General features: G+C 71.0%; 22 protein-coding genes and 1 pseudogene. 11 read left to right on the plus strand and 12 right to left on the minus strand.

Annotated features, from left to right (window positions below; translation table 11 throughout):
- The 6 genes and pseudogenes from ACWDN5_RS12805 to ACWDN5_RS12830 form a co-directional block, all read right to left on the minus strand.
- Window positions 1–242 (minus strand): annotated as a pseudogene (locus ACWDN5_RS12805) (glycosyl transferase); the annotation flags it as partial.
- On the minus strand, window positions 242–1,498 hold the full coding sequence (locus ACWDN5_RS12810) for a glycosyltransferase (protein WP_449676383.1): 1,257 nt from the start codon (window positions 1,496–1,498) through the stop codon (window positions 242–244). The gene ACWDN5_RS12810 and the pseudogene ACWDN5_RS12805, both read right to left, overlap by 1 nt.
- Window positions 1,499–1,590: 92 nt before the next feature.
- Entirely contained in the window at window positions 1,591–2,214 is a 624-nt protein-coding gene (locus ACWDN5_RS12815) for a hypothetical protein (RefSeq protein ID WP_449676385.1), read from the minus strand.
- Complete coding sequence (locus tag ACWDN5_RS12820) at window positions 2,211–2,483, minus strand: hypothetical protein (protein WP_449676387.1); 273 nt, start codon at window positions 2,481–2,483, stop codon at window positions 2,211–2,213. Before ACWDN5_RS12820 ends, ACWDN5_RS12815 begins: the two co-directional genes overlap by 4 nt.
- Before the next feature lie 80 nt (window positions 2,484–2,563).
- Window positions 2,564–3,235, minus strand: coding sequence for a Crp/Fnr family transcriptional regulator (locus tag ACWDN5_RS12825; protein WP_449676388.1), 672 nt, complete (start codon window positions 3,233–3,235; stop codon window positions 2,564–2,566).
- Between the two features lie 11 nt (window positions 3,236–3,246).
- Window positions 3,247–3,867: a hypothetical protein gene (locus ACWDN5_RS12830; protein WP_310972258.1), complete on the minus strand. Its 621-nt coding sequence runs from the start codon at window positions 3,865–3,867 to the stop codon at window positions 3,247–3,249.
- 235 nt (window positions 3,868–4,102) lie between these two features.
- On the opposite strand from ACWDN5_RS12830, the gene ACWDN5_RS12835 reads away from it, so the two are divergent.
- Window positions 4,103–5,173, plus strand: coding sequence for a helix-turn-helix domain-containing protein (locus ACWDN5_RS12835; protein WP_449676390.1), 1,071 nt, complete (start codon window positions 4,103–4,105; stop codon window positions 5,171–5,173).
- Complete coding sequence (locus tag ACWDN5_RS12840) at window positions 5,170–6,348, plus strand: hypothetical protein (RefSeq protein WP_449676392.1); 1,179 nt, start codon at window positions 5,170–5,172, stop codon at window positions 6,346–6,348. The genes ACWDN5_RS12835 and ACWDN5_RS12840 overlap by 4 nt, the downstream gene beginning before the upstream one ends.
- On the opposite strand, the gene ACWDN5_RS12845 is transcribed toward ACWDN5_RS12840, so the two are convergent.
- The 3 genes from ACWDN5_RS12845 to ACWDN5_RS12855 all read right to left on the minus strand — a co-directional run bounded on the left by ACWDN5_RS12845 (window position 6,296) and on the right by ACWDN5_RS12855 (window position 10,367).
- Entirely contained in the window at window positions 6,296–6,850 is a 555-nt protein-coding gene (locus tag ACWDN5_RS12845) for a GNAT family N-acetyltransferase (RefSeq protein ID WP_449676394.1), read from the minus strand. The genes ACWDN5_RS12840 and ACWDN5_RS12845 overlap by 53 nt on opposite strands.
- A 108-nt stretch (window positions 6,851–6,958) precedes the next feature.
- Window positions 6,959–8,827, minus strand: a complete 1,869-nt coding sequence (locus ACWDN5_RS12850; protein WP_449676396.1) for an ArnT family glycosyltransferase — start codon at window positions 8,825–8,827, stop codon at window positions 6,959–6,961.
- A gap of 4 nt (window positions 8,828–8,831) precedes the next feature.
- The gene (locus ACWDN5_RS12855; protein ID WP_449676397.1) at window positions 8,832–10,367 is read right to left on the minus strand and encodes a sensor histidine kinase; all 1,536 of its coding nucleotides are present in this window, start codon (window positions 10,365–10,367) and stop codon (window positions 8,832–8,834) included.
- A gap of 187 nt (window positions 10,368–10,554) precedes the next feature.
- Between ACWDN5_RS12855 and ACWDN5_RS12860 the strand changes: the two genes are divergently transcribed.
- Window positions 10,555–11,097, plus strand: a complete 543-nt coding sequence (locus tag ACWDN5_RS12860; protein WP_449676398.1) for a hypothetical protein — start codon at window positions 10,555–10,557, stop codon at window positions 11,095–11,097.
- A 20-nt stretch (window positions 11,098–11,117) separates the two neighbouring features.
- Here ACWDN5_RS12860 and ACWDN5_RS12865 read toward each other — a convergent pair whose 3' ends face one another.
- Entirely contained in the window at window positions 11,118–13,211 is a 2,094-nt protein-coding gene (locus ACWDN5_RS12865) for a fatty acid desaturase (protein WP_310972269.1), read from the minus strand.
- Window positions 13,212–13,349: 138 nt separating this feature from the next.
- Between ACWDN5_RS12865 and ACWDN5_RS12870 the strand changes: the two genes are divergently transcribed.
- From ACWDN5_RS12870 to ACWDN5_RS12900, 7 genes are all read left to right on the plus strand, one after another.
- Entirely contained in the window at window positions 13,350–13,940 is a 591-nt protein-coding gene (locus ACWDN5_RS12870) for a TetR family transcriptional regulator (protein WP_310972270.1), read from the plus strand.
- Window positions 13,941–14,068: 128 nt separating this feature from the next.
- Entirely contained in the window at window positions 14,069–15,448 is a 1,380-nt protein-coding gene (tig, locus tag ACWDN5_RS12875) for a trigger factor (RefSeq protein ID WP_310972272.1), read from the plus strand.
- Window positions 15,449–15,586: 138 nt separating this feature from the next.
- On the plus strand, window positions 15,587–16,192 hold the full coding sequence (locus ACWDN5_RS12880) for a ClpP family protease (RefSeq protein WP_091320319.1): 606 nt from the start codon (window positions 15,587–15,589) through the stop codon (window positions 16,190–16,192).
- A 25-nt stretch (window positions 16,193–16,217) separates the two neighbouring features.
- Window positions 16,218–16,871, plus strand: a complete 654-nt coding sequence (locus ACWDN5_RS12885) for an ATP-dependent Clp protease proteolytic subunit (RefSeq protein ID WP_091316263.1) — start codon at window positions 16,218–16,220, stop codon at window positions 16,869–16,871.
- Window positions 16,872–17,099: 228 nt separating this feature from the next.
- Window positions 17,100–18,395, plus strand: a complete 1,296-nt coding sequence (gene clpX / locus ACWDN5_RS12890; RefSeq protein ID WP_004562779.1) for an ATP-dependent Clp protease ATP-binding subunit ClpX — start codon at window positions 17,100–17,102, stop codon at window positions 18,393–18,395.
- A 52-nt stretch (window positions 18,396–18,447) separates the two neighbouring features.
- Window positions 18,448–18,858: a hypothetical protein gene (locus ACWDN5_RS12895; RefSeq protein WP_310972279.1), complete on the plus strand. Its 411-nt coding sequence runs from the start codon at window positions 18,448–18,450 to the stop codon at window positions 18,856–18,858.
- Window positions 18,859–18,911: 53 nt separating this feature from the next.
- Complete coding sequence (locus tag ACWDN5_RS12900; RefSeq protein ID WP_449676400.1) at window positions 18,912–19,832, plus strand: anti-sigma factor RsbA family regulatory protein; 921 nt, start codon at window positions 18,912–18,914, stop codon at window positions 19,830–19,832.
- Between the two features lie 75 nt (window positions 19,833–19,907).
- Here the strand turns inward: ACWDN5_RS12900 and ACWDN5_RS12905 are convergent, their stop codons facing one another.
- Entirely contained in the window at window positions 19,908–20,861 is a 954-nt protein-coding gene (locus tag ACWDN5_RS12905) for an alpha/beta hydrolase (protein ID WP_449676401.1), read from the minus strand.
- 77 nt (window positions 20,862–20,938) lie between these two features.
- Window positions 20,939–21,646 (minus strand): TetR/AcrR family transcriptional regulator, encoded by a 708-nt coding sequence (locus ACWDN5_RS12910; protein WP_449676402.1) that lies wholly within the window; start codon window positions 21,644–21,646, stop codon window positions 20,939–20,941.
- A 62-nt stretch (window positions 21,647–21,708) separates the two neighbouring features.
- Here ACWDN5_RS12910 and ACWDN5_RS12915 point away from each other — a divergent pair, with 62 nt between their 5' ends.
- Window positions 21,709–23,148, plus strand: coding sequence for a carotenoid oxygenase family protein (locus ACWDN5_RS12915; RefSeq protein ID WP_310972283.1), 1,440 nt, complete (start codon window positions 21,709–21,711; stop codon window positions 23,146–23,148).
- Window positions 23,149–23,280: the final 132 nt, after the last annotated feature.

Consider the following 23,280-nt stretch of genomic DNA (forward strand, 5'->3'; position numbering starts at 1 on the left):
AGCACGTTCCCCGAGTCGAGTGAGGCGAACAGCCAGGCCTTCCAGCTCTGCGTGCCGGACTGGACGGCGGCGGCGTAGAACGAGTTGCCGTAGCCGGACGCGGTGAGGTTCCAGAAGTACAGCACCGCGGTCGCGGCCAGCAGCCCGAACACCGCCGGGCGGACCCAGCGCGGTGGTGCGTGCGCGGCGGATTCCTTGCGGTGCCGGGGTTCGGAAACCGGGGCGGGCAGGACGGCGGTCATCAGTACTCCTTCTGGGTGGTGGCCTGGCGGCGCGGGTTGAACACCCAGCCGCGCAGGAGCAGGAACCGGAGCACCGTGGCGGCGAGGTTCGCCAGCACCAGCACGGTGATCTCCAGGACCAGGCCGGGGGTGGTGGATCCGTTGAGCAGGGCCAGGGCGCCGCTGGTGAGCGCGAGCCCGAGGCCGAAGACGAGCAGCCCTTCGAACTGGTGCCTTCCGGCACCGGTGCGGCCGCGGATGCCGAACGTGAGCCGCCGGTTCAGCGCGGTGTTCCCGATCGCCGTCACCAGCAGCGAGGTGAAGTTCGCCGCCTGCGCGCCGACAACCGTGCGCAGCAGCAGGAACAGCACGAGGTAGGCGAGCGTGCTGCTGACGCCGATGGCGGCGAACCGCACCAGCTGCGTCACCAGCCGCGGCGGCACGCCCGGCGCGTCGACGCCGATCGGCTGCCGCCCGAGTTGCTCGCGCAGCCTGCTGACCGGGATTTCCCCGGTGAAGGTGGCCTTGGTGACGCGGGCGATGCCCTTGAGGTCTTCGGTGGCGGTGCGCAGGATGTTGACCGACGAATCCGGGTCGTCGACCCAGTCGACCGGCACTTCGTGGATCCGCAGCCCGGCGCGCTGGGCCAGGACGAGCAGCTCGGTGTCGAAGAACCAGCCGGTGTCCACGACGTGCGGCAGCAGCTCGCGGGCGACATCGGCGCGGATGGCCTTGAAGCCGCATTGGGCGTCGCTGAACTTCGCGGCGAGCGTCGAGCGGAGGATCAGGTTGTAGCAACGGGAGATGAACTCGCGCTTCGGCCCGCGCACCACTCGCGCCCCCCGGGCGAGCCTGCTGCCGATGGCGAGATCGGAGTGCCCGGACAGCAACGGCGCGACGAGCGGCCCGAGCGCGGCGAGATCGGTGGAGAGGTCGACGTCCATGTAGGCGAGCACGGCGGCGTCGGAGGCCCGCCACACGGCGTTGAGCGCGCGGCCGCGGCCCTTCTCGTCGAGGTGGTGGACGGCCACCTCCGGGAACTCCCGGGCCAGTCTTTCGGCCACCTGCAGCGTCGCGTCGGTGCTCGCGTTGTCGGCGACGGTGATCCGGTACGGGTAGGAGACGTGCTCGGCCAGGTGCGCGTGCAGCCGCCGGATGCACGGTTCGAGGTCGGTCTCTTCGTTGTAGACCGGGATGACGACGTCGAGAACGGGCTGCGGGCCGGCCAGGTCGACCGGGCCGGTCCCGGGCCGCGATGCGGGGGCGGTGGCTGTCATGCCCTCACGATCGCGGCCGCCGCTTTGGTGATCGTGTGTTCTCTCTGTGCGGTTCCTGTGTGGTGCCCGGCTCGCCGCCGGGCACCGGCGGGCTAACTGTGAGCGCGCAGCGGCACCACGTTGCTCGGCAGGGAAGCACGGCTCGGCTCACGCTTCGGGGCCGTCGGGCTGATCGTCAGCGTCACCAGGCTCGCGTACCTCGGGTGGCGGTCGACGTACACCTCGGGCACCGCGCACGCCGCCGCGAGGACCGTGCGGTGGCGGTGCAGGTGCTCGAACGCCTCGCGCCCGTACAGGGACACCACGATGTCGCCGCCGCGGGGACGGCTCCACAGGATGGCCGGGAGGCGGCCGCCGGGGAGGCGCAGGTGGGGGAACACCGCCCGCAGCCGGTGCTGCAGGCGGATCGCGTGGATCCGGGCCTGCACCTGGCGGCGGCGCAGCACCGCCACGCCGAGTGCGGTGGCGAGGACCGCCGACGCCCAGAGCGGGCCGGCCCACAGCGCGAAGGTCACCACGGCGTAGGGGAGCAGGGTCACCGCCAGAATTTCCCAGCGCCAGTGGTAGATCCGCAGCGGGAAGGTCGGAGTCGAGCGGGTCATTTCCGTGCTCCTTTCGGTGGGACGGCGGCCGAGGGAGCCGCCGAGGTGGCGCAGGAGACGTCCGGCACCGGCGGCCAGCACGAGGGCGGCGACGATGACCGGCCCGGACGTCATGTCGGGATCCGGGTCTTGGGGGCGGGCTCGGGTTTGACGTCACGGTCGCGGCCCAGCTGCCAGGTCCACCGCCAGCCGGCCCAGATCGCGACGGCGGAACCGAGCAGGACGAGGACGAAGGCCTGCCCCACCAGCCCGTCGAGCGGGGCGAGCCGCAGCAGCACCAGCAGCGCCCACACCTGGGACGCGGTGAAGGGGATGACGAGACCGGCCGCGTAGACGCCACGGCGCCAGCGGCTGCGGCGCGGTGGGGTGGTGTAGGGGTCCATGAAAGCCCTCCTCTGCCCGTGGATCCAGGAAACCTCCGGCCCGCCGAGTCCTCTGTGTCAGCTGACACAGAGCGCGGGATTCAGCTCGCCAGTCGCCGAAGTTCGGCCATGCGGTGGATCGTCACCTGTCTTCTGCCGGTGCTGATCACCCCTTGGCGGCGCAGGTCGCGCGTCGCGCGCGCCCAGGACTCGCGGGACATCGCCGCGGTCATCGCCAGCTCCGCCTGGGTGGCGGGGACGACGATCCGGATGTCGTCCCCGAGCGGCACGCCGTGTTGGACGGCCAGTTGCATGAGCTGCGCCGCCACCCGCCGCGCCGCGGCCCCGCCGCCGACGTCCAGCCACTGCCGGGCGACGGACCGGAGGCGGGCCGAGAGCACGAGCAGCAGCGCCCAGGAGATCAGCGGCCGGGTGCGGCACAGCGCGGCGAACCGGTCGCCGGGGATCTCGAGCACCTCCAGGTCGTCCAGCGCCTCGACGGTCGCCGAGCGCGGCAGGTCGTCGATCGCGGCGAGTTCGCCGATGACGTCCCCGGCCCCGCGCACCCCGACGACGACGTCCCGCCCGTCGGGCGTGCCGTGGACGATCCGCACGTGCCCGGACAGCAGCACCAGTACGACACTGGAGAGGTCGCCTTCCCGGCACACGGCCTGCCCGCGCCGGTGGGAGCGCCGCGTGGCGGATTCCGCCACCTTGCGGCGATCGGCCGGGGCCAGCTCGGCCCAGAAGCCCGTCGGTTCCAAGGTCCCCACCTCGTTTCGCGCTATGCGGTCATGTCCTCCGGGCGCCGGGCGGCTTCCGGGATGTGGAGCCACCCGCGGAGCCGCTGGGTGCCGACTTTGATCGGCACCGTCTGGAAGTACGTGGTGTGGTCGATCCCCGGGTAGCCGTGCCGGACGACCGAGCGGTGCATCTCCGGTGAAATGACGAGCACGAGCGGGGCGGCCGTGATACCCAGCTGCCGCCGGAGTTCCTTCGCGTCGACGAAGCGGCAGGCGATGTCGACGTCCTCGCCGTACGGACCGCGGCTGTCGTAGTGCACTTCGCCGGCGTGCACGGCGACCCGGAGCCGGAAGGCGAGCTCGGGGTGGCTTTCGGCGTGCTTGTCCAGCAGCTCGGCCAGGGTCGGGACGACGGTGGTCAGCAGCACCGGCTTCGGTGCCTGGTCGACCGGCCGGACCAGGCACAGCGCGCCGTCGCCCCGGTCGACGAAGCCGTCGCGGAACTTCTTGGTGATCCCGCCGGCCAGGAAGGCCTCGTCCAGCAGCTCGAACAGGACGGTGCGGAGCCGGGCCCTGGCGGGGTTGGTCCGCGTCGTCGAGCCTTCGATGTCGACCGCCACCATGGCCCGGTGGAGGGGGACGTGTTGCGCTGGAGTACTCATGGCCTGCTCCTGCCTTCAGGTCGAAACTGAAGTTCAGTCAAGGAGACTGTAAGGCGTGAAGTACCCGGGATCAACTGAGATGAATCGGTGTTATCTGTTCGGTGCGGGGAAGTTCCGCTGAGCGTAACGTTTCAGTCCCAGGTTCGGCGGGGCGCCGACCAAGCCTCTAGTGACGGGGAGTAGTATTGGCGCCCTCATCGGGAGTACTGAAATTTCCTGAAGGGCGGCTCGAGTCGTGTCCCCAGCCCAGCCACAGTGGTCCGCGCTCGCTCACCGCCTGCGCGCGCTGCGCGAGACCCAGTGGCCCGACGCCGGGATCACCCAGGCCCAGCTCGCCAAGGCGCTCGGCGGGAACAAGTCCCTCAGCATCTCCCTCATCTCGTCGTGGGAGAACACCGAAAAGCCGGTCACGCCGCCGACCAGGCGGCTCGACGCCTACGCGACGCTGTTCGCGACCCGGCGGTCGCTGGACAGCGGCACGCTGCGCGTCCTCCCCATCGGACAACTGACGGACGAGGAGCGGGCGCGGCGCAGCCGGCTCCTCGACGAGCTGCTGCGGCTGCGCGAAGGCCGGCAGCTCGTCGCGCCGCCGGCCCCGGTGGCCGACATCTGGACCTTCGAGCAGGACCAGAACATCACGATCGTGTGCGCGCCGCTGCCGGAGAAGTACCGGCGGCACCTGTCCTATGCGGACCCGGAGAGCGCCGACTTCGTCTCGCTGTACACCTACGCCGACCCGGACGCGCTGATCGAGCTGTTCGGGCACATCCGCTCGCGCAACCCGGACAACAACGTCAAGTTCTGCACCAGCGAGGAACTGGCGGCCGACGACTACACGAGCCACCTGGTGCTGCTCGGCGGCGTGGACTGGAACTCGGTAACCCGGGACGTGATCGAGCGCGTGGACCTCCCGGTCGAGCAGGTCGGCCGGGTGGACGACGCCGAACACGGCGGGTTCCGGGTCCAGCAGGACGGGCGTCCGAAATTGTTCGAGCCCAAGCTCGACCGGCAGGAACACCTCCTGGAGGACGTCGCCCACTTCTACCGCGGCGAAAGTCCGTTCAACCGAAAGAGGACCGTGACCGTATGCAATGGTATGTACGGTCGTGGCACGCTCGGCGCGGTTCGCGCGCTGACCGACGCGCGTTTCCGCGACCGTAACACCGCGTACGTGCAAGACCGGTTCGGCGATGTGGAATCCTTCAGCATCATCAGCCGCGTGCCTGTCGTCGGGGGACAGGGGCTGACCCCCGACTGGACCCTCGAGGAGAACCGGTTGCACGAGTGGCCCGAGGCTGCCGAGTGAACGCGCGGCAGCACGAGTCGCACCAGGACCTCCTGGCGCACTTCGACACCCTGGACGTCTCCGGCGCGGCGATGGACGCGATCATCGTGCCCACCGGCCGCCCGGCCGCCTATCTGCGGCAGGCCATCGCCGTGGCCAAGGAACGCGGAGTTTTCCTCCTCCTGCTGTGCAGCCTGCGGTCCACGGCGTCGGCTGCCGCCCTGGAGGCCAAGAGCGCCGGCGTCCGCGCGCTCGCGATCGACACCGACCTGCTCAACCCCGGCCTCGTGCCCACGTTCGCCACGGACGAGATCCTGCGCTTCACGCGGTTTCGCCGGCAGACCGACACGAGCTACAAGCGCAACCTGGGGCTGCTCATCGCGGTGCTCGCCGGCTGGAAGCGGATCCTCTTCCTCGACGACGACATCGAGCTGCCGAACCCGGCGGACCTCGGCGTCGCGGCCGGCCTGCTCGACGAGTACCCGGTGGTCGGACTGGCCAACGAAGGCATGCCGGACAACTCCGTGGTGTGCCACGCGATCCGGGACGCGGGACAGAAGCAGGACACCTTCATCGGCGGCGGCGCGCTCGCGGTCGGCGAAGCGGCGTTCAGCTCGTTCTTCCCGAACATCTACAACGAAGACTGGTTCTTCCTGATGGACGGCATGAAGCTGCGGCCGTCCGCGACCACCGGCACGGCGATCCAGAAACCGTACGACCCCTACCGGGACGCCCGCCGCGCCCGTGGCGAAGAACTGGGCGACACCCTGGCCGAAGGCGTGTTCGGCCTGTTCGACAGCCACCTCGGACTGGCGCAGGCGACCAAAGCGTACTGGCGGGACTTCCTCGCCGACCGCCGCCGGATCATCCGGGACACGATCAAGCTGGTGCAGGCGTCACCGATCGAGGCGGCCCAGCAGGCCCGGATGGTCGACGCGCTCAAGGCCGCGGTCGGCCGCAGCGAACTGATCACCCCGGACCTGTGCGTGCGCTACCTCCGCGCGTGGCAGCAGGACTGCGTGAGCTGGCGGCAGCGGATCACCGAGCTGCGGCGCGACCACCACGGCGGGTCGGGCGTCGAGCACGCCGTCGAGGCGCTGGGCATCCCGTTGCTGGCCCGGACCGGAGGCGATCTGCGGTCGCCTAGGGCCGCGAAGCGCCGATCGGCCGTGCTTCCGTCCGTGGCGCCGGTGTGATCGGCACCAGGTCCTTGACCAGTACGTGGCACTCTTCCGCTTCGAGCACGAGGGTGCCGTCCGGCGAGGTCGTCCGCGCGTAGCAGGTGACCTCGCCGTGGCCCCAGTCGCGATAACCGAGGCTGTCGTACAGGCGGGCGGCGTCGTGGTTGTCCGTCCGCACCGCGAGCGCGACCCGGTAGCGGCCCGTCTTGAAGAGGCGGCGTTCGACCGCGCCGACCAGCGCCGTGCCGACGCCGAGGTTCCGCAGGTCGGGGTGCACCTCGAGGTGCGTGATCAGCGGGATGCCGGGCAGGTGCTGGAGGATGGGCAGTTCCTCGGCCTCCTCGAGCCACAGGTAGACGGCTCCGGCGGCCCGGCCGCCCAGCCAGGCGAGGAACAGCTCGCCCAGCCCGTTCCGCTGCCGTTCGAAGCGATCGACGAAGAATGCGCGGTCACCGAGGGCGGTGGCGAACGAATCCAGGTCTGCCGAGTCAGCCAGCCGTACGGAGGGCTCGGTCATCAGCAGGAACTCCTGTTCGCCTGGGCACCACCAGTGTGCCGGAGTGAGCCGGTCCTTGACCAGGTTGCCCGGGCCGGGACCGGCGTCACACCCTGCTTTGGTCGTGTCTCAGACGGTCGTCGTCAGGTCGTAGACCGTTACGCCGTCCACAGTGGAGGCTTCGTGGTGCGCGGCGACCCACTCGGCGATCTGCTGGGCCGCGTCCGAGCCGCTCGAACCCTGCATCGTCATGCCCTCGCCCAGGAAGTAGTGGATCTGCCCGTTCGCCACGTACTGCTGGAACTGGGCCAGCGTCGGATAGGGGTCCGTTCCGTTGAAACCGCCCACCGCCAGCACCGGGGCTCCGCTCGCCAGCTGGTAGCCCGCGGCTGCGTTCGACAGCACCGTGGCCGCCGTCCAGGTGTACTGCGAAGCGTCCTTCTGGAGCAACGCCGTCAAGGACGCGCCCGGCAGCGTTGTCGACAGCAGGGCACCCGGGCCGCCACCGAACCCGCCGCGGCCTCCGAAGCCGCCGGGACCGCGGCCACCGAAGCCCGACGATGGCCCGGCCGACGGGATTGCGCCGCTGTGGGTCGTCGCCGCCGTCGCCAGGGTGTACGCGCCCGTGCCGGACAACGCCACCACCAGTGCGAACGCCGCCACGACCGTGGCCGCTCCGCGGGTCAGGTGGGTGGCGAAGAACAGGGCCACCGCCGCCAGGAGGCCGCCCACCAGGACCGTCGGGGCCAGCCATGGCTGCCACGACGAATCCAGCAGCAGGTACGCCGTCAGCGCCGTCACCGCGACGCCGCCGCTGAGCAGCCCCGAGGCCACCGGGTGGGCGCGCAGGCGCCACAGCTGGACCGCCGCCGTGCCGACCAGGGCCGCCACCGCCGGGGCCAACGCCACCGTGTAGTACGGGTGGATGATTCCGCTCATATAGCTGAACACCAGCGCCGTCACCAGCAGCCAGCCGCCCCATAGCAACAGGGCCGCCCGGGACGCGTCCGTGCGCGGGGCCCGGCGGGTGAACCACAGCCCGGCGCCCAGTGCCAGCAGCGCCGCCGGCAGTAGCCAGGCGATGCCGCCCGCCATTTCGCTGCCGAACAGCCGGGTCAGGCCCGTCGAACCCCAGCCGCGGCCCGCGCCGCCGCCGACGCTGCCGACCTCGTCGCCGGTGATGCGGCCGAAGCCGTTATAACCGAACACCAGCTCCCACAGCGAGTTCGTCTGCGAGCCGCCGATGTACGGCCGCGATGCCGCCGGCCAGAGGGCCACGACCACCAGGTACCAGCCCGCCGCCACCAGCACCGAGACGAGCGCGCCGAGCAGGTGCAGCAGCCGCTTCCCGACCGACACCGGGGCGGCGACGAGGTAGGCGACGGCGAACGCGGGCAGCACCAGGAACGCCTGCAGCATCTTCGCCAGGAAGCCGAAGCCAACCGCGACCCCGGCCAGCGCGAGCCAGCGCGGGCTCGCCTTCTCGCAGGCGCGCACCACGCAGTACGCACCCGCCCCCAGCAGCAGGACGAGCAGGGCGTCCGGGTTGTTGAACCGGAACATCAGCGCCGCGGCCGGCGTCAGGGCCAGCACCAGGCCCGCGACCAGCCCGGCCGCCGGGCCGGACGTGCGGCGGACGGCCGCGTGCAGCAGCCAGACCGAGCCCACGCCCATCAGCGCCTGCGGCACCAGGACGCTCCACGCGTTGACGCCGAACAGCCGCGCGGACAGGCCCATCACCCACAGCGCGGCCGGGGTCTTGTCGACCGTGATCGCGTTGGCCGCGTCGCTGGAGCCGAAGAACAGCGCCTTCCAGCTCTGCGAGCCCGCCTGCGCCGCTGCTGAGTAGAAGGCGTTGGCCCAGCCGGACGCGCCGAGGCCCCAGAGGTAGAGCACGGCGGTGCCGAGCAGGAGGACGGCCAGGAGCGGCCGGTGCCAGGTGCGGCGGGAGGGGGCTGAAGGGGCCACGACGGGTTGGCGTGACTCGAGAACGGTCATGAGCTCAGCTTCCGGTCTCCAGCTGGGGCCGGGTTGTGCCGATGCTGTGCACTCGCTGTGCGGGAACGGCCACGGGGAGCCGCACCGCGAACTCCGTCCGGCCGGGCCGGCTGTGCACCTCGATCGAGCCGTGGTGGGCGACGACGACGGCGGACGCGATGGCCATCCCCAGGCCGGTGCTGCCGGCGTTCCGGGAGCGGGACGAGTCGCCGCGGGCGAACCGCTCGAAGACGTCCGGCAGCAGGTCCGGCGCGATGCCGGGGCCGTCGTCGGTCACCGTCAGCACCGCGCTGCCGTCGGCCGAGCGGGCCAGCGACGTCACGACCGTGGTGCCGGGCGGGGTGTGCGTGCGGGCGTTGGCCAGCAGGTTCGCCAGCACCTGGTGCAGCCGCTGGACGTCGCCGAACACGAGGACCGGGTCCGGCGGCAGCTCCAGCAGCCAGCGGTGCTGCCGCCCGGCGACCCGGGCGTCCCCGACGGCGTCGGCGACCAGCCGGGTGAGGTCGACGTCGCGGACGTCGAGCGGCCGGCCCGCGTCGAGCCGGGCGAGCAGCAGCAGGTCCTCGACCAGTGCCGTCATCCGGACGGCCTCGGACTGGATCCGGCCCATCGAGTGCGCGACGTCCGGTGGCACCAGCGCGCTGCCGCGGGCAGCCAGCTCGGCGTACCCGCGGATCGCGGCCAGCGGCGTGCGCAGCTCGTGGCTGGCGTCCGCGACGAACTGCCGGACGCGGATTTCGCTGTCGTGCCGCGCTTCGAGGGCCTGGGCGACGTGGCCGAGCATCAGGTTCAGCGCCGAGCCGACCTGGCCGACCTCGGTGCGCGGGTCGGTGTCGCCCTCCGGGACGCGGATGGACAGCGCCACCTGGCCGCGGTCGAGCGGCAGTTCGGTGACGCGGCCGGCGGTGGCCGCGACGCGGTCGAGCGGGCGCAGCGTGCGGCGGACCGCGAAGGCGCCGAGGAAGGCGGCGCCGAGCACGCCGGCGGCGGCCACGCCGAAGAGGATCAGCCCGACGGTGAGCAGCGTGTCGTTGACCGGCTTCATGGGCAGGCCGGTCACCACCACCTCGGACGTCCCGGGGACGGGCAGCGCCATCAGGCGGTACTCGCCGAGGTCGTCGAAGGACAGCGTGTGCGGCTTGCCGTCGGCGGGCACCGACCGCATGAGGGCCTGCTGGTCCGCGGTCAGCTGCAGCCGTCCGCCGTGTTCGGAGATGCTGTCGTCGTGGACGAGCTCCGGCCCGTCGAAGGTGCCGCTCACCGTGCCGACGTTCTGCCCCAGCGGGTGCTGGCCCGGGTACTGCGGCGGCGGACCGCCGTCCTGGGGCCGGACGTTGCTCGCGAACACCAGCGAGCGGTTCGCCGCGGCCGAGAGCTGCTGGTCGATCTGGCGGGTGAGGAAGAGGTCGAGCGCGAACTCGCTGACCACGCCGACGATCAGGCACACCACGGTGAGCAGCACGACCATCGAGCCGGTCAGTTTCGCGCGCAGCGAAAGCCGCCCCCGGCGGGGAGCTGACGGGACGGTTCGCGCGGCCATGGCTCCAATGTCGGTCCGCGCCGTGTGTGCGGGTTGTGCGCTGCCTGTGAAGCGGCTGTGCGGTGACCGGCCCGTCGCCGGATGTCCGATCGGCCGTCACAGGAACAGCTGACGGCAAGCACAGTCGGTGCACAGCGAGCGGCGCCACCGTGGATCCCACCGAACGACCACGTTGAGGAGCAGCACCATGACCACACCGCAGGCACCGTCCACTCCGGACCAGACGTGGGGCGCGACGCCCGCACCCGCCCCGAAGCAGGCCTGGTCGCCGGGCAAGAAAATCGCGGCGGGCGCCGTCGCGGCGGTGATCGTGGCCGGCGGGGGAGCGGCGGTCTGGGCCGCCTCGTCGTCCGCGGCCACCGACACCCAGGCCGGGCCGGGTGGGATGGCGAGTGGCCCCGGTGGCATGCCGGGCGGCGGACTGGGCGGCGCGTTGCACGGCGAGTACGTGGCCTCCGACGGCAACGGCGGCTACGTCACCAAGATCATGCAGACGGGCGAGGTGACCGAGCTGAGCGCGACCTCCCTGACCGCCAAGAGCGACGACGGCTTCTCGAAGACCTACACGATCACCTCGGCGCAGGCGACCGGCCTGGCGACCGGCGACACGGTCACGGTGGTGGCCACGGAGTCCGGCAGCACGGCGACGGCGACGTCGGTGACGGACGGCGAGTCGGGACCGCAGGGCCCGGGCACCCCGCCTTCGGGCGCCCCGACCCGGACCGGCTGATCCGGAGGCGGTCCCGGAGGTCAGCGGCGGTCGTAGTCGACCGCGACCTCCGGGGTCGTCGCGCGCGAGCGGCAGGTCAGGATCCGGCCGGCCGCCACGTCGTCCTCCGTCAGCGCGTACCGGACGTCCATGTCCACCTGGCCGTGCCGCAGCGTCGCCCGGCAGGTGCCGCACGCCCCGCCCGTGCACGAGTACGGCACCTCGTACCCGGCCCGCAAGGCCGCGTCCAGGACCGTCTCCCCGGCTTCGGCCGTGACGCACGTCGTCGTGCCGCCCAGCGTCACCGCCACCCTGGCCGGCGTGCCCGCGGGGTCGCGCAGGGGTGCCGCGCCGCGGAACAGTTCGAAGTGGACGTTCTCCTCCGGGACGTCCGCGTCGGCCAGGGTGCGGCGGGCGATGTCCAGCAAGCCGCGCGGCCCGCACAGGAACCATTCGTCGACCTTCGCCGGGTGCAGCCGGTTCTGCAGCAGCGCGCGCAGGCGCGTCCCGTCGAGCCGGCCGCGCTGGTAGCGCTCGTGCGAAATGGCGAGGGCCTCGCCGATCGTGTCGAACTGCCGCGGCCGGTGCGCGTGCAGGTCGGGGTCGCGCTCGTCGGTGCGGTAGTGGACGACGTGCAGCCGCCCGCCGAAGCCCTCGGCGAGCGCGCTCAGCTCCGCCGCGAACAACGTCGTCGCGCCCGAGGTGTTGACGTACAGCAGCGTCGCCCGGCTGTGCGGCTCCGCGGCGAGTGTGCTGACCAGGATGGACAGCACCGGCGTGATGCCGCTGCCCGCGGCCAGTGCCACGTAGTGCGCGGTCCGCGCCGGGTCCGGGGTGAGCGTGAACGCGCCCGAAGGCGGCAAGACGTCCAGGAAGTCGCCGGCGGCCAGCGTTGTGGTCGCGAAGCCGGAGAACGCCCCGCCGGGACGTCGTTTCACCGCGATCCGCAGCTCGCCCGAGTCCGCCCGCGCGCAGATCGAGTACGTCCGCCGCACGGGCCGGCCGTCGACCACCGCGCGGACCGCGACGTGCTGGCCCGGCGAGAAGCGGAACTCCGGGGCCAGGTGCGGCGGGACCTCGAAGGTGATCGCGACGGCGTCCGCGGTCAGCGGCCGGACCTCGCGCACCCGCAGCCGGTGGAACCGGCTCGGCCCGAGCGGCGGCGGCTCGGGGCCGGGCTCGTCGTCGCCGAGGTCGTCGGCCAGCCGCCGCCACGCGCGGTACTCCGCCGGGGTCAGCTCGCGGCCCCACGCGGTGATGATCGGGACGTCGCGGGCGAGGTAGGCGTCCCGGTTGTCCCGCCACGCCCGCAGGTAGCGGTAGAACGGCACGGCCGGGTGGAGGTGGTGCACCAGGTGGTAGTTCTGGAACAGCATCATCGGTGTCATCAGCCACTCCAGCCCCACCCGCACCCGCGTGGTGCCGAACTTGTCGCGCGGCTTCGCCTCCGGCAGGCCGTGGTGAGGCAGCCAGTCGAACCACCACGCCAGCACGGCCAGCCCGATCCGCTGCGGCAGCAGGTATCCGAGCAGCAGCTCGCGGCCGTGGCCGCAGGCGATCAGTGTCGCGGCCGCGACGAACGCCAGCGACAGCAGCACGATCGTCTCGGCCCGTTCCGGGGCCGGCCGGGTGCGCACCCGGGCGGTGTAGAAGCGGGCGTACCAGAAGTCGATGGTGAGCCAGCGGAACGGCAGCGACCACCAGGCTCCCTGCGACGTCCACGCGTCGGGATCCGTGTGGGAGTCCGCATTCGTGTTGCGGTGGTGTTCACTGTGGATGAACCGGAGCAGCGGGAACGACGCGTACGCCGCGACGAACGGCATCGCCAGCCGGCCGAGCACCTCGTTGACCCATGTCAGCTTTCCTGCGGCGTGGTGGACGGATTCGTGCACCACCGTGAACATCGTGAAGGTGACGATCGCGTGCAGCGGCACGGTGTACACCGGCGGTGCGATCCCGGCCAGCAGCAACCAGGTCGCGGTGGCCCACAGCGCGGCGCCGCCGGTGAACAACAGGAGCGTGGGCACCGAGAGGCGGGGCAGCGGGATGCGGGGCGAGGGCACCGAACGCGGAGCCGTCTCCGCCGGGGTTCCGGGCGTCCGGGAGCCACGCGGCGGGGTATCGACGACGGGCATCGAGCGGTCTCCTCGGTCGAGAAGCTCCTGGCGAGGCGGGAGTCACCGTAGACAACCCGCCGGGGTTTGTAAACGTTGCACCACGCTTCGAAAAAAGGTCTGGGCCAGCCGAACGCAAGCGCTGGGTAAGCTGCCCTTGTGAAGGCCGTCACCCATCCCGCCCCCGCGCGCACCCGCGACCGGCTGCTGGACGCGGCCGCCGACCTGATCGCCGGCGACGGCTGGGCCGCGGTGACGATGGGCAAGCTGGCCGCGCACGTCGGCGTCAGCAGGCAGACCGTCTACAACGAACTCGGCTCCAAGGCCGAGCTGGCGGAGGCGTTGGTGCTCCGGGAAACCGAGCGCTTCGCCGAGCGCGTGACCGAGGTCGTCACCGCCCACCCGGGCGCCCCCGTCGACGGCATCACCGCCGCGTTCCGCCAGACCCTCGAAGCCGCCCGGGTCAACCCGCTCATCGTCATCGCGCTCGGCTGCCCGAAGGGCGGCGGCGACGACTTCCTCCCGCTGCTGACGACCCGGCCCGAAGGCGTGCTCGAGCGCTCGGTCGGCACGATCGCGGCCCTGCTCGCGCGGTGCTACCCGGAGACCGGGTTGACCCTCTCGGAGTGGACGGTCGCGGTCGAGGCGATGGTCCGGCTGCTGCTCTCCCACCTCGTGCAGCCGAGCGGCTCGGTGGCGCAGGCGAGCGGGCGGATGCGCTGGGTGATCGGCCGGATGCTGGGCGCCTGACCTCGCAGGTGGCCCCCGGCCCGGTGGCGAAGGCCACTGGCCTAGACTCGGACGTCCCGGCCTGTACCTGACCGGGGCCATTTCCGCAGGATTGTCCACCACAATCGTTACCGCTCGAGGAGAAGACCTTGAAGAGCACCGTCGAGCAGCTCAGCCCGACGCGAGTCAAGATCAATGTCGAGGTGCCGTTCGACGAGCTCAAGCCGAACTTCGACCGCGCCTACCGCAAGATCGCCCAGCAGGTGCGCATCCCGGGCTTCCGGCCCGGCAAGGCGCCCGCTCGCGTCCTGGAAAGCCGGATCGGGCGCGGCCCGGTGCTCGACGAGGTCGTCAACGAGGCCATCCCGGCCAAGTACATCGAGGCCGTCCGCGCCAACGAGGTCCGCACGCTCGGCAACCCCGAGTTCGACGTGACCAAGCTCGAGGACCGCGACGTGCTCGAGTTCACCGCCGAGGTGGACGTGCGCCCGGAGATCGAGCTGCCCGACCTGGACGGCTTCGCGATCACCGTCGACGACGTCGAGCTGACCGACGCGGAGGTCGACGAGCAGCTCGACGAGCTGCGCGCCCGCTTCGGCACGCTGACCGGCGTCGAGCGCCCGGCCGAGAACGGCGACTTCGTCTCGATCGACCTGTCCGCCACCGTCGACGGCGAGGCCGTCGAGGAGGCCAGCACCAGCGGGCTGTCCTACGAGATCGGCTCCGGCCAGCTCGTCGACGGCATCGACGAGGCGATCGTCGGCGCGAACGCCGGCGAGACCAAGACGTTCACCACCCAGCTCGTCGCCGGGGAGCACGCCGGCAAGGACGCCGAGGTGACCGTGACCGTCCAGTCGGTCAAGACCCGCGAGCTGCCCGAGGCCGACGACGAGTTCGCCCAGATGGCCAGCGAGTTCGACACGATCGAAGAGCTCAAGAACGACCTGCGCGAGCGGCTCGGCCGCGTCAAGAAGATGCAGCAGGGCGTCCAGGCCCGCGACAAGGTGCTCGACGAGCTCCTGGAGCGCACCGAGGTGCCGATCCCGGAGAAGGTCCTCGACGCCGAGATCGAGAACCGCAAGCACGACGCGATCCACCCGTTCGACCACGACGAGGCCCAGTTCGCGAAGGCCCTCGAGGCCGAAGGCCGCACGCTGGAAGAGTTCGACGCGGAGACCCGCACCGAGTCGGAGAAGGCCGTCCGCACGCAGCTGCTGCTGGACACCATCGCCGACAAGGAAGAGGTCTCGGTCAACGACGGCGAGCTCACCGAGCGGATCATCTACCAGGCCCAGCGCTTCGGGATCAGCCCGGACGAGTACGTCCAGCGCGCCCAGCAGTCCGGCCAGCTGACCGCGATCTACGCCGACGTGCGCCGCGGCAAGGCCCTCGCCTCGGTGGTCCGCAAGGCGGCCGTCACCGACGGCTCCGGCGCCGAGGTCGACCTCTCGGAGCTGTTCGGCAGCGACGAGCCGGCAGCCGAGGAGACGCAGGTCACCGACGAAACGGCGAAGACTCCGGCGGAGTGAAGCTGTGAGCGAACTTGGGCGGTGTCAGGCATTCTGCACCGCCCAAGTTCGTTAGGGTCGGATACAAGATCTCAAGCATCTGAAACGACAGCGGTGGCCGTCAGCACCGGGCCACCGCCGGCGAAAAGGCAGGCAGACGTGACGCAGCACACGCCCGAGGCGCGGACCGGCACCGCAGGGCTCAACCTCACCGACTCGGTGTTCGAGCGGTTGCTCCAGGAGCGCATCGTCGTCCTCGGTTCCGAGGTCAACGACGAGGTCGCCAACCGGATCACCGCGCAGCTGTTGCTGCTCGACGCCGACGACGCCGAGTCCGACATCCGCTTCTACATCAACTCGCCGGGTGGCTCGGTCACCGCCGGGTTCGCCATCTACGACACCATGCAGCTGATCCGCCCGGACGTCGCGACCTACGCGATGGGCATGGCGGCCTCGATGGGGCAGTTCCTGCTCTCCTCGGGCACCCCGGGCAAGCGCTACGCGCTCCCGCACGCCCGCATCCTGATGCACCAGCCCTCGGCCGGGGTCGGCGGCACGGCGTCGGACATCGCGATCCAGGCGGACCTGTTCAACAAGTGGAAGCAGGAGCTGGCCCGGATCACCGCGGACCAGACCGGGCAGACGGTCGAGCAGATCATCAAGGACGGCGACCGCGACCGCTGGTTCACCGCCCAGGAGGCGAAGGACTACGGCTTCGTGGACCACGTCCTCACCGCCGACATCGCCCGTCCGGGCTCCCGCTGAGCCCGAAGCACCAAGGAGACTTTCGATGAGCAATTTCAGGCTCCCGGGTGACTTCCAGGGCCCGAGCATCCCCCAGTCGCGGTACATCCTGCCGTCGTACGTGGAGCGGACCAGCTACGGCGTCAAGGAGTCGAACCCGTACAACAAGCTGTACGAAGAGCGGGTCATCTTCCTCGGCGTGCAGGTGGACGACGCGTCGGCCAACGACGTGATGGCCCAGCTGCTGCACCTCGAGCACGAGGACCCGGACCGCGACATCCTGGTCTACATCAACTCGCCGGGTGGCTCGTTCACCTCGCTGATGGCGATCTACGACACCATGCAGTTCGTCCGCCCGGACATCCAGACGTACTGCCTCGGCCAGGCCGCCTCGGCCGCCGCCGTGCTGCTGTCGGCCGGCACGCCCGGCAAGCGCTACGCGCTGCCGAACTCCCGCGTGCTGATCCACCAGCCGGCCACCGAGGGCACCTACGGCCAGGTCTCCGACCTGGAGATCCAGGCCAACGAGATCCAGCGGGTGCGGCGCCAGATGGAGGTCATCCTGGCCAAGCACACGAACAAGGACCCGGACCAGATCCGGACCGACATCGAGCGCGACAAGATCCTCACGGCCGAAGAGGCCAAGGCGTACGGCATCATCGACGAGGTGCTGCCGTACCGTAAGGCGTCGGCTCTGTAGATCCGCCAGGCCGGTGTGTGCCGAGAAGACGACACACACCGGCATCCTGGTTTAGGGTCGTCCTCTGACGTGCTCCCGGAGCTCGTGGGTGTTCCCGCTCGCGGCATCGGACGGGTACCGTCAGTGGCAATGCGTGAGGCTCGCACCCGGTCACGCGCCGGGGGGTCGCACCGTCGCAACACACGTCAGGCGCGGAAACCCGCGCCGGAGGGGACGAGGTCAACGGCCATGGCACGGATCGGTGACGGCGGAGACCTGCTGAAGTGTTCTTTCTGCGGGAAGAGCCAGAAGCAGGTGAAGAAGCTCATTGCCGGCCCCGGGGTCTACATCTGCGATGAGTGCATCGACCTCTGCAATGAGATCATCGAGGAGGAGCTGGCCGAGGCCGGCGACGTCAAGCTCGACGAGCTGCCCAAGCCCGCCGACATCCACGAGTTCCTCGAGCAGTACATCATCGGCCAGGAAGACGCCAAGCGGACGCTCGCGGTGGCGGTCTACAACCACTACAAGCGCATCCAGGCGGATGACAAGGCCGGGCCGAAGGACTCCAAGGAGGAGTCGGTCGAGCTCGCCAAGTCGAACATCCTGATGCTCGGTCCCACCGGGTGTGGCAAGACCTACCTGGCGCAGACGCTCGCGAAGCTGCTGAACGTGCCGTTCGCCATCGCGGACGCCACGGCGCTGACCGAAGCGGGCTACGTCGGCGAAGACGTCGAAAACATCCTGCTCAAGCTCATCCAGGCGGCGGACTACGACGTCAAGCGGGCCGAGACCGGGATCATCTACATCGACGAGGTCGACAAGATCGCCCGCAAGAGCGAGAACCCCTCGATCACCCGGGACGTCTCCGGCGAGGGCGTCCAGCAGGCGCTGCTGAAGATCCTCGAGGGCACCACCGCCTCGGTCCCGCCGCAGGGCGGCCGCAAGCACCCGCACCAGGAGTTCATCCAGATCGACACGACGAACGTGCTGTTCATCGTGGCCGGCGCGTTCGCCGGGCTGGAGAAGATCATCAACGAGCGGGTCGGCAAGCGAGGCCTCGGCTTCGGCGCGGAGATCCGCACGAAGTCCGAGATCGAGGAGAGCGACGTCTTCTCCGACACGATGCCGGAGGACCTGATCAAGTTCGGGCTGATCCCGGAGTTCATCGGCCGCCTCCCGGTCGTGGCGACGGTGAACCACCTGGACAAGGACTCGCTGGTCAACATCCTCACCCAGCCACGCAACGCCCTGGTGAAGCAGTACAAGAAGCTCTTCGAGATGGACAACGTCGAGCTCGAGTTCACCAAGACCGCGCTCGAGGCCATCGCCGACCAGGCGGTCCTGCGCGGGACCGGTGCCCGCGGGCTGCGTGCGATCATGGAAGAAGTGCTCCAGCCGGTGATGTACGACATCCCGAGCCGCGACGACGTGGCGAAGGTCGTCATCACCGAGCAGACCGTCCGGGAGAACGTGAACCCGACGATCGTCGCCCGGCAGCCGACGCGGCGCGCGCGCAGCGAGCGCGGCGAGAAGTCGGCCTGACAGGCCGGGCGTCTCCGGGCCGCCCGGCCCGGAGACCCGACAGGAAAGCTGAATGACTGCTGACTCCTTCCCGGGTTCCGGGGCCGCAACCGGCGGCGGCGTGCAAGCGCCGGCGCCGCCGGCCCCGGAACCCGCCGGGACCACCCCGGCCGGGCCGGTGCTGGGGTTCCGTGAGCTGAGCGAGCGCGTGATCGCGTCCGTCGCCGACCGGTACCCGTGGCTGCACCGCGTGCTGATGGGCATGCTGGCCGTGTTCACCGGCACGTGCGTCGTCGCCGTCGTGTCCCGGCTGTCGCCGTTGCCGCTGATCCCGGTGCCGTTGTTCGTCGTCGCGGCCTACGGGCTGCGGCAGGCCCGCGGCGTGACGGAGCGGCGTCAGCTGTTCAACTGGGTGCTGCTGTTCGCCCTGGCGACGCTGGTCGGCTTCTGGCTGATCTCGGTCGTCGGCCGTTGGGTGGAGTGAAGTCCCGACATCCGGAGGGTTTGAGGCCCTCGGCGGTGGGGTAAGCCACTCGGGTGGTAGATGCCCTCAGACCGTTCCGGCATCCGGCACTCTTCTATCGCGGTGACACCGAGTACCTGGATGGTGTCATTCCCTTCCTGCTCGAAGGTCTCGACCGAGGTGAGCCCGCGGCCGTCGCCGTTCCCGGCGGGAACCTGCTGCTGATCGAGAAGGCCCTGGAAGACCGGGCCGGCGAAGTGCGTTTCATCGACATGCACCGCGCGGGCCGCAACCCGGGCGCGATCCTGCCGTCGGTGCTGCACGCCTTCGCGGAGGAGCACGACGGCCCGGTGCGCATCGTGGGCGAGCCGATCTGGGCCGGTCGCACGGACACCGAGTACCCGGCCTGCGTGGTGCACGAAGCCCTGATCAACAACGCCTTCGCGGGCCGTGACCTGGCGGTGCTCTGTCCGTACGACGTCGGGGCGCTGCCCCCGCCGGTCCTGGCCGACGCCGAGCGCACCCACCCGGAGCTGTGGGGCCTGGCCGGCCCGTTCATCAGCCCGCGCTTCGACCCCGACGGCGTCCGCGCGGACTTCACCCGGCCGCTCGAACCGCCGGCGGGTGCGGTCGAGCGTGGGTTCGACCTCGGGCACCTGGCGTCGCTGCGCGGCTTCGCGGAGATCTGGGCCGCCCGCCACGGCCTTCGCAGGCCCCGCCGCGACGACTTCGCCCTGGCGATCGCCGAGCTGACGACGAACAGCGTCCTCTACGGCGGCGGCACCGGAGTGCTGCGGTTGTGGGCGGACGCGACCCAGGTGGTCGGCGAGGTGAGCGACACCGGCACGATCGCCGAACCCCTGACCGGCCGCATCCCACCCCCGGCGGCGACCCTGGGCGGCCGGGGCCTCCTGCTGGTCAACCGCCTGGCCGACCTGGTCCGCACGTACTGGGTCCCGGGCCGCACGACCACCCGCATCCACTTCACCCGCTGAACGGACAGCCGTGTCGTCCGGCTGAGTACGCGTGTCGTCCGTCGGGGTACGCGTGTCGTCCGGCCGGGTACGGCGTCAGGCGGCGCGGGGGACGTGCCTGCCGAGGAAGCTGATCAAGCTGGGTACCACCGTGCGGTTGAACGGGTCGCCGTGCTTGCCGTGGGCGGTGTGGGCGACCGCCGGGTGGGCGGCCTCGATGTAGCGGCGGACGCCGGTGATGAACGAGTCCTCCGTGCCGCACCAGATGCCGTTGGCCACGCCCTTGGTCTCGTCGATGTGGCGCAGCGGGTCCAGCGCCGTCCAGTCCTGGATGCCGGTGAAGATGTGGCGCTTGGCCATCTCCGGCCACGACGTGATCAGCGCCGGGGCCAGCGTCGCGACGGCGGCGGGCGGCTGGCGCCGCTCGACCCGGCGGCGGGTGTACACCAGCGCGCCGAACCCGCCCATCGACATGCCCGTGCAGGCGAACGGCTGGCCGGTCGGGCCGGCGAAGCCGCGGGCACGCAGCCACTGCGGAACCTCCTCCAGCAGCATGGCCATCGGGTCGTCGCCCGGGTGCACCTGGTGCCAGTAGTTGTCGCCGCCGTCGACGGCCACGAAGCCGAACGCCGGGACCGCCTTGCGGGCGACGTCGCTGGCGAGCTGCTTGAGCGTGCCGGTGGGCACGGCGCTGCGAGCGTTGCCGTGCAGGCCGTGCAGCGCCAGCGACATCGGCAGACCCTTCGGCGGGGTCTTCGACGGCAGGATGAACACCAGGTCGACCATCCGGCCGCGTGCGGCGGAGTAGACGCGCTCGACCCGCGTGCTGCCCAGCTGGGTCGTCGGGTTCGACGACGTCACGCCGAGCGTCCGCTGCAGGGCCTGGCTGAACGGCAGCTTGCCGGTCGCGGTGCCGACGGCCAGCCCGGTCACGGCCAGCCCGGACGCGCCCGCGATCAGTACCGACCGGCGGCCCATCCACCGCCGGGCGCCCTGGACCGCCTCGACGACCGCTCCGGCCGGCTCCGCGTCCCCGTTGTGCTCGTTCACCCTGTCTCCGTCCCCCTGGCCCCTCGATAAGGACGCCGCGCACCCGCTCCGCGTTCCCTCGCGCCCCGTTCACCGGGTTATTCGTTATCACCCTGCCCGGCGTTTCCGGTCTTCGCCCGCCAAGCCGCCTTCGCGGCTTCGGCCGAGCGCCCGGCCCGGTCCACAGTGTCCCCGAGACCCACCGCCATGGTGATCCCGAGGGGGATCAAAATGTGGTTTATGCCCTGTTCACCGGGGCCGAAGTGACCCGACGCCTCCAGTGTGACGAATCCGTGCAGCGCGCTCCAGAGCTGGGCGGCGGCCTGGTACTCGTCGACGGGCCGGAACCGGCCGGCCGCGATCGCCCGCGCGGTCGCCCGGACGATGTGGGTGAACGCCTCCAGCCCCTCCTGAGCGGCTTCGCGGCCTTCCTCGGTGGTGAGGTCGGACAGCGTCGCCCGCTTGCCGCCGGGCGCGGACTGGCCGAACGTCACCGCGAACAGCTGCGGCTGCTCGGCGACCGCCTGCCGGTAGGTGCGGGCCATGCTGAAGATGTCCGCCACCGGGTCGTCGGTCTCCTCGACCTGGGCCAGCCATTCCGACAGCCGCAGGAACCCGGCCCGCGCGACCTCGTCGACCAGCGCCGACATCCCGCCGAAGTGGGTGTAGACGGCCATCGTCGAGACGCCGACCTCGGCCGCCAGCTTGCGGGCCTGCAGTGCTTCGGGGCCGTTCTCGTCGAGCAGGCGGATGGCGGCCTCGACGAGGCGGACCTTGACGTCGGTCGCGCGCGGTTTGGGGCTCATGCTTGCCAGTATCCCATAACCCTGTTATACCTGAAATCATAACCAAGTTATGGAGGGGTCGTATGGGCAACAAGTTCCTCGAGGGCAACTTCGCCCCCGTCAGCCGGGAGCACACGATCACCGACCTCGCCGTCACCGGCCGGATACCGGAGTTCCTCGACGGCCGGTACCTGCGCAACGGCCCCAACCCGCTGTCCGAAGTGGACCCGGCGGCCTACCACTGGTTCATGGGCGACGGCATGGTCCACGGCGTGCGCCTGCGCGACGGGAAGGCCGAGTGGTACCGCAACCGGTGGGTCCGCAACCCCGCCGTCGCGGCGACGCTGAACGGCGAGGACGCGAGCCGGTTCTGCGGGCTGGACGCGCTCAGCGCGAACACCAACGTCATCGGCCACGCGGGCAAGACCCTCGCCCTGGTCGAGGCGGGCGCGCCGATCTACGAGCTGACCGACGAGCTCGACACCGTCGCCCGCTGCGACTTCGACGGCACGCTCCCGGGCGGCTACACCGCCCACCCCAAGCGCGACCCGCGCACCGGTGAGCTGCACGCCGTCTCGTACTTCTTCGGCATGGGGAACAAGGTCCAGTACTCGGTGATCGACCCGGCCGGGCGCGCCCGCCGCACGGTCGACGTCGAGGTCACCGGCTCGCCGATGATGCACGACTTCTCGCTGACCGAGCACCACGTCGTCTTCTACGACCTGCCGGTGACGTTCGACGCCGAGATGGCGGTGGCCGCCAGCGTGCCGGCGGTGCTGCGCACGCCGGCGAAGCTGGTGGTGTCGGCCATGGTCGGCAAGGTCCGCGTGCCGGACCCGGTGACCGCGATGATGGCGGGCAAGATCGGCGCGAACGGCGGCCTGCCGTACCGCTGGAACCCGAAGTACCCGGCACGGATCGGGATCATGCCGCGGGAGGGCGGCAGCCGGGACGTCCGCTGGTTCGACGTCGAGCCGTGCTACGTCTTCCACCCGCTCAACGCCTACGACGACGGCGACAGCGTCGTGCTGGACGTCGTCCGCCACCCGAAGATGTTCGCCACGCAGCTGCACGGCCCGGACGAGGGCGGCCCGACCCTGGACCGCTGGACGGTCGACCTGGCGGCGGGCAAGGTCCTAGAGGAGCGCCTCGACGACCGGGGCCAGGAGTTCCCGCGCGTCGACGAGCGCCTGGTCGGCCGCCGCCACCGCTACGGCTACGCGATGTCGGCCGACGGCGGCGCCGACCCCGGCGGCTCCCTGTTCAAGCACGACTTCCACACGGGCGCCCGCGACGAGCGCGCGTTCGGAGCGGGCCGCCAGCCGGGCGAGTTCGTGTTCGTCCCCCGCCACGACGACGCACCGGAGGACGACGGCGTCCTGCTGGGCTTCGTCTTCGACCCGGCCACTCAGCGCAGCGACCTGACGATCCTGGACGCCGAGACACTGGAGACAGTGGCGGCGATCCACCTGCCGGACCGCGTCCCCAACGGCTTCCACGGCAACTGGGTGCCCTCGGCCTGAACCGTGTCGACCCTTCAATCACGCGTGTCGACCTCCTGATCACGCGTGTCGACCTTCCGCGCACGACGCTCGGCCCACCGAGCCGCGGAACCCCGTGATCGAAGAGCCGACACACGTGATTGAAGGGTCGAC

The sequence above is a fragment of the Amycolatopsis sp. NPDC003731 genome (genome assembly GCF_053586895.1).

Bases quoted from the DNA above. Each gene is read 5' to 3' on its own strand.
- ACWDN5_RS12810 (WP_449676383.1), bottom strand. From the start codon at position 1,498: ATGACAGCCACCGCCCCCGCATCGCGGCCCGGGACCGGCCCGGTCGAC.
- ACWDN5_RS12815 (WP_449676385.1), bottom strand. From the start codon at position 2,214: ATGACGTCCGGGCCGGTCATCGTCGCCGCCCTCGTGCTGGCCGCCGGT.
- ACWDN5_RS12820 (WP_449676387.1), bottom strand. From the start codon at position 2,483: ATGGACCCCTACACCACCCCACCGCGCCGCAGCCGCTGGCGCCGTGGC.
- ACWDN5_RS12830 (WP_310972258.1), bottom strand. From the start codon at position 3,867: ATGAGTACTCCAGCGCAACACGTCCCCCTCCACCGGGCCATGGTGGCG.
- ACWDN5_RS12845 (WP_449676394.1), bottom strand. From the start codon at position 6,850: ATGACCGAGCCCTCCGTACGGCTGGCTGACTCGGCAGACCTGGATTCG.
- ACWDN5_RS12850 (WP_449676396.1), bottom strand. From the start codon at position 8,827: ATGACCGTTCTCGAGTCACGCCAACCCGTCGTGGCCCCTTCAGCCCCC.
- ACWDN5_RS12855 (WP_449676397.1), bottom strand. From the start codon at position 10,367: ATGGCCGCGCGAACCGTCCCGTCAGCTCCCCGCCGGGGGCGGCTTTCG.
- ACWDN5_RS12860 (WP_449676398.1), top strand. From the start codon at position 10,555: ATGACCACACCGCAGGCACCGTCCACTCCGGACCAGACGTGGGGCGCG.
- ACWDN5_RS12865 (WP_310972269.1), bottom strand. From the start codon at position 13,211: ATGCCCGTCGTCGATACCCCGCCGCGTGGCTCCCGGACGCCCGGAACC.
- ACWDN5_RS12885 (WP_091316263.1), top strand. From the start codon at position 16,218: ATGAGCAATTTCAGGCTCCCGGGTGACTTCCAGGGCCCGAGCATCCCC.
- clpX (WP_004562779.1), top strand. From the start codon at position 17,100: ATGGCACGGATCGGTGACGGCGGAGACCTGCTGAAGTGTTCTTTCTGC.
- ACWDN5_RS12895 (WP_310972279.1), top strand. From the start codon at position 18,448: ATGACTGCTGACTCCTTCCCGGGTTCCGGGGCCGCAACCGGCGGCGGC.
- ACWDN5_RS12910 (WP_449676402.1), bottom strand. From the start codon at position 21,646: ATGAGCCCCAAACCGCGCGCGACCGACGTCAAGGTCCGCCTCGTCGAG.
- ACWDN5_RS12915 (WP_310972283.1), top strand. From the start codon at position 21,709: ATGGGCAACAAGTTCCTCGAGGGCAACTTCGCCCCCGTCAGCCGGGAG.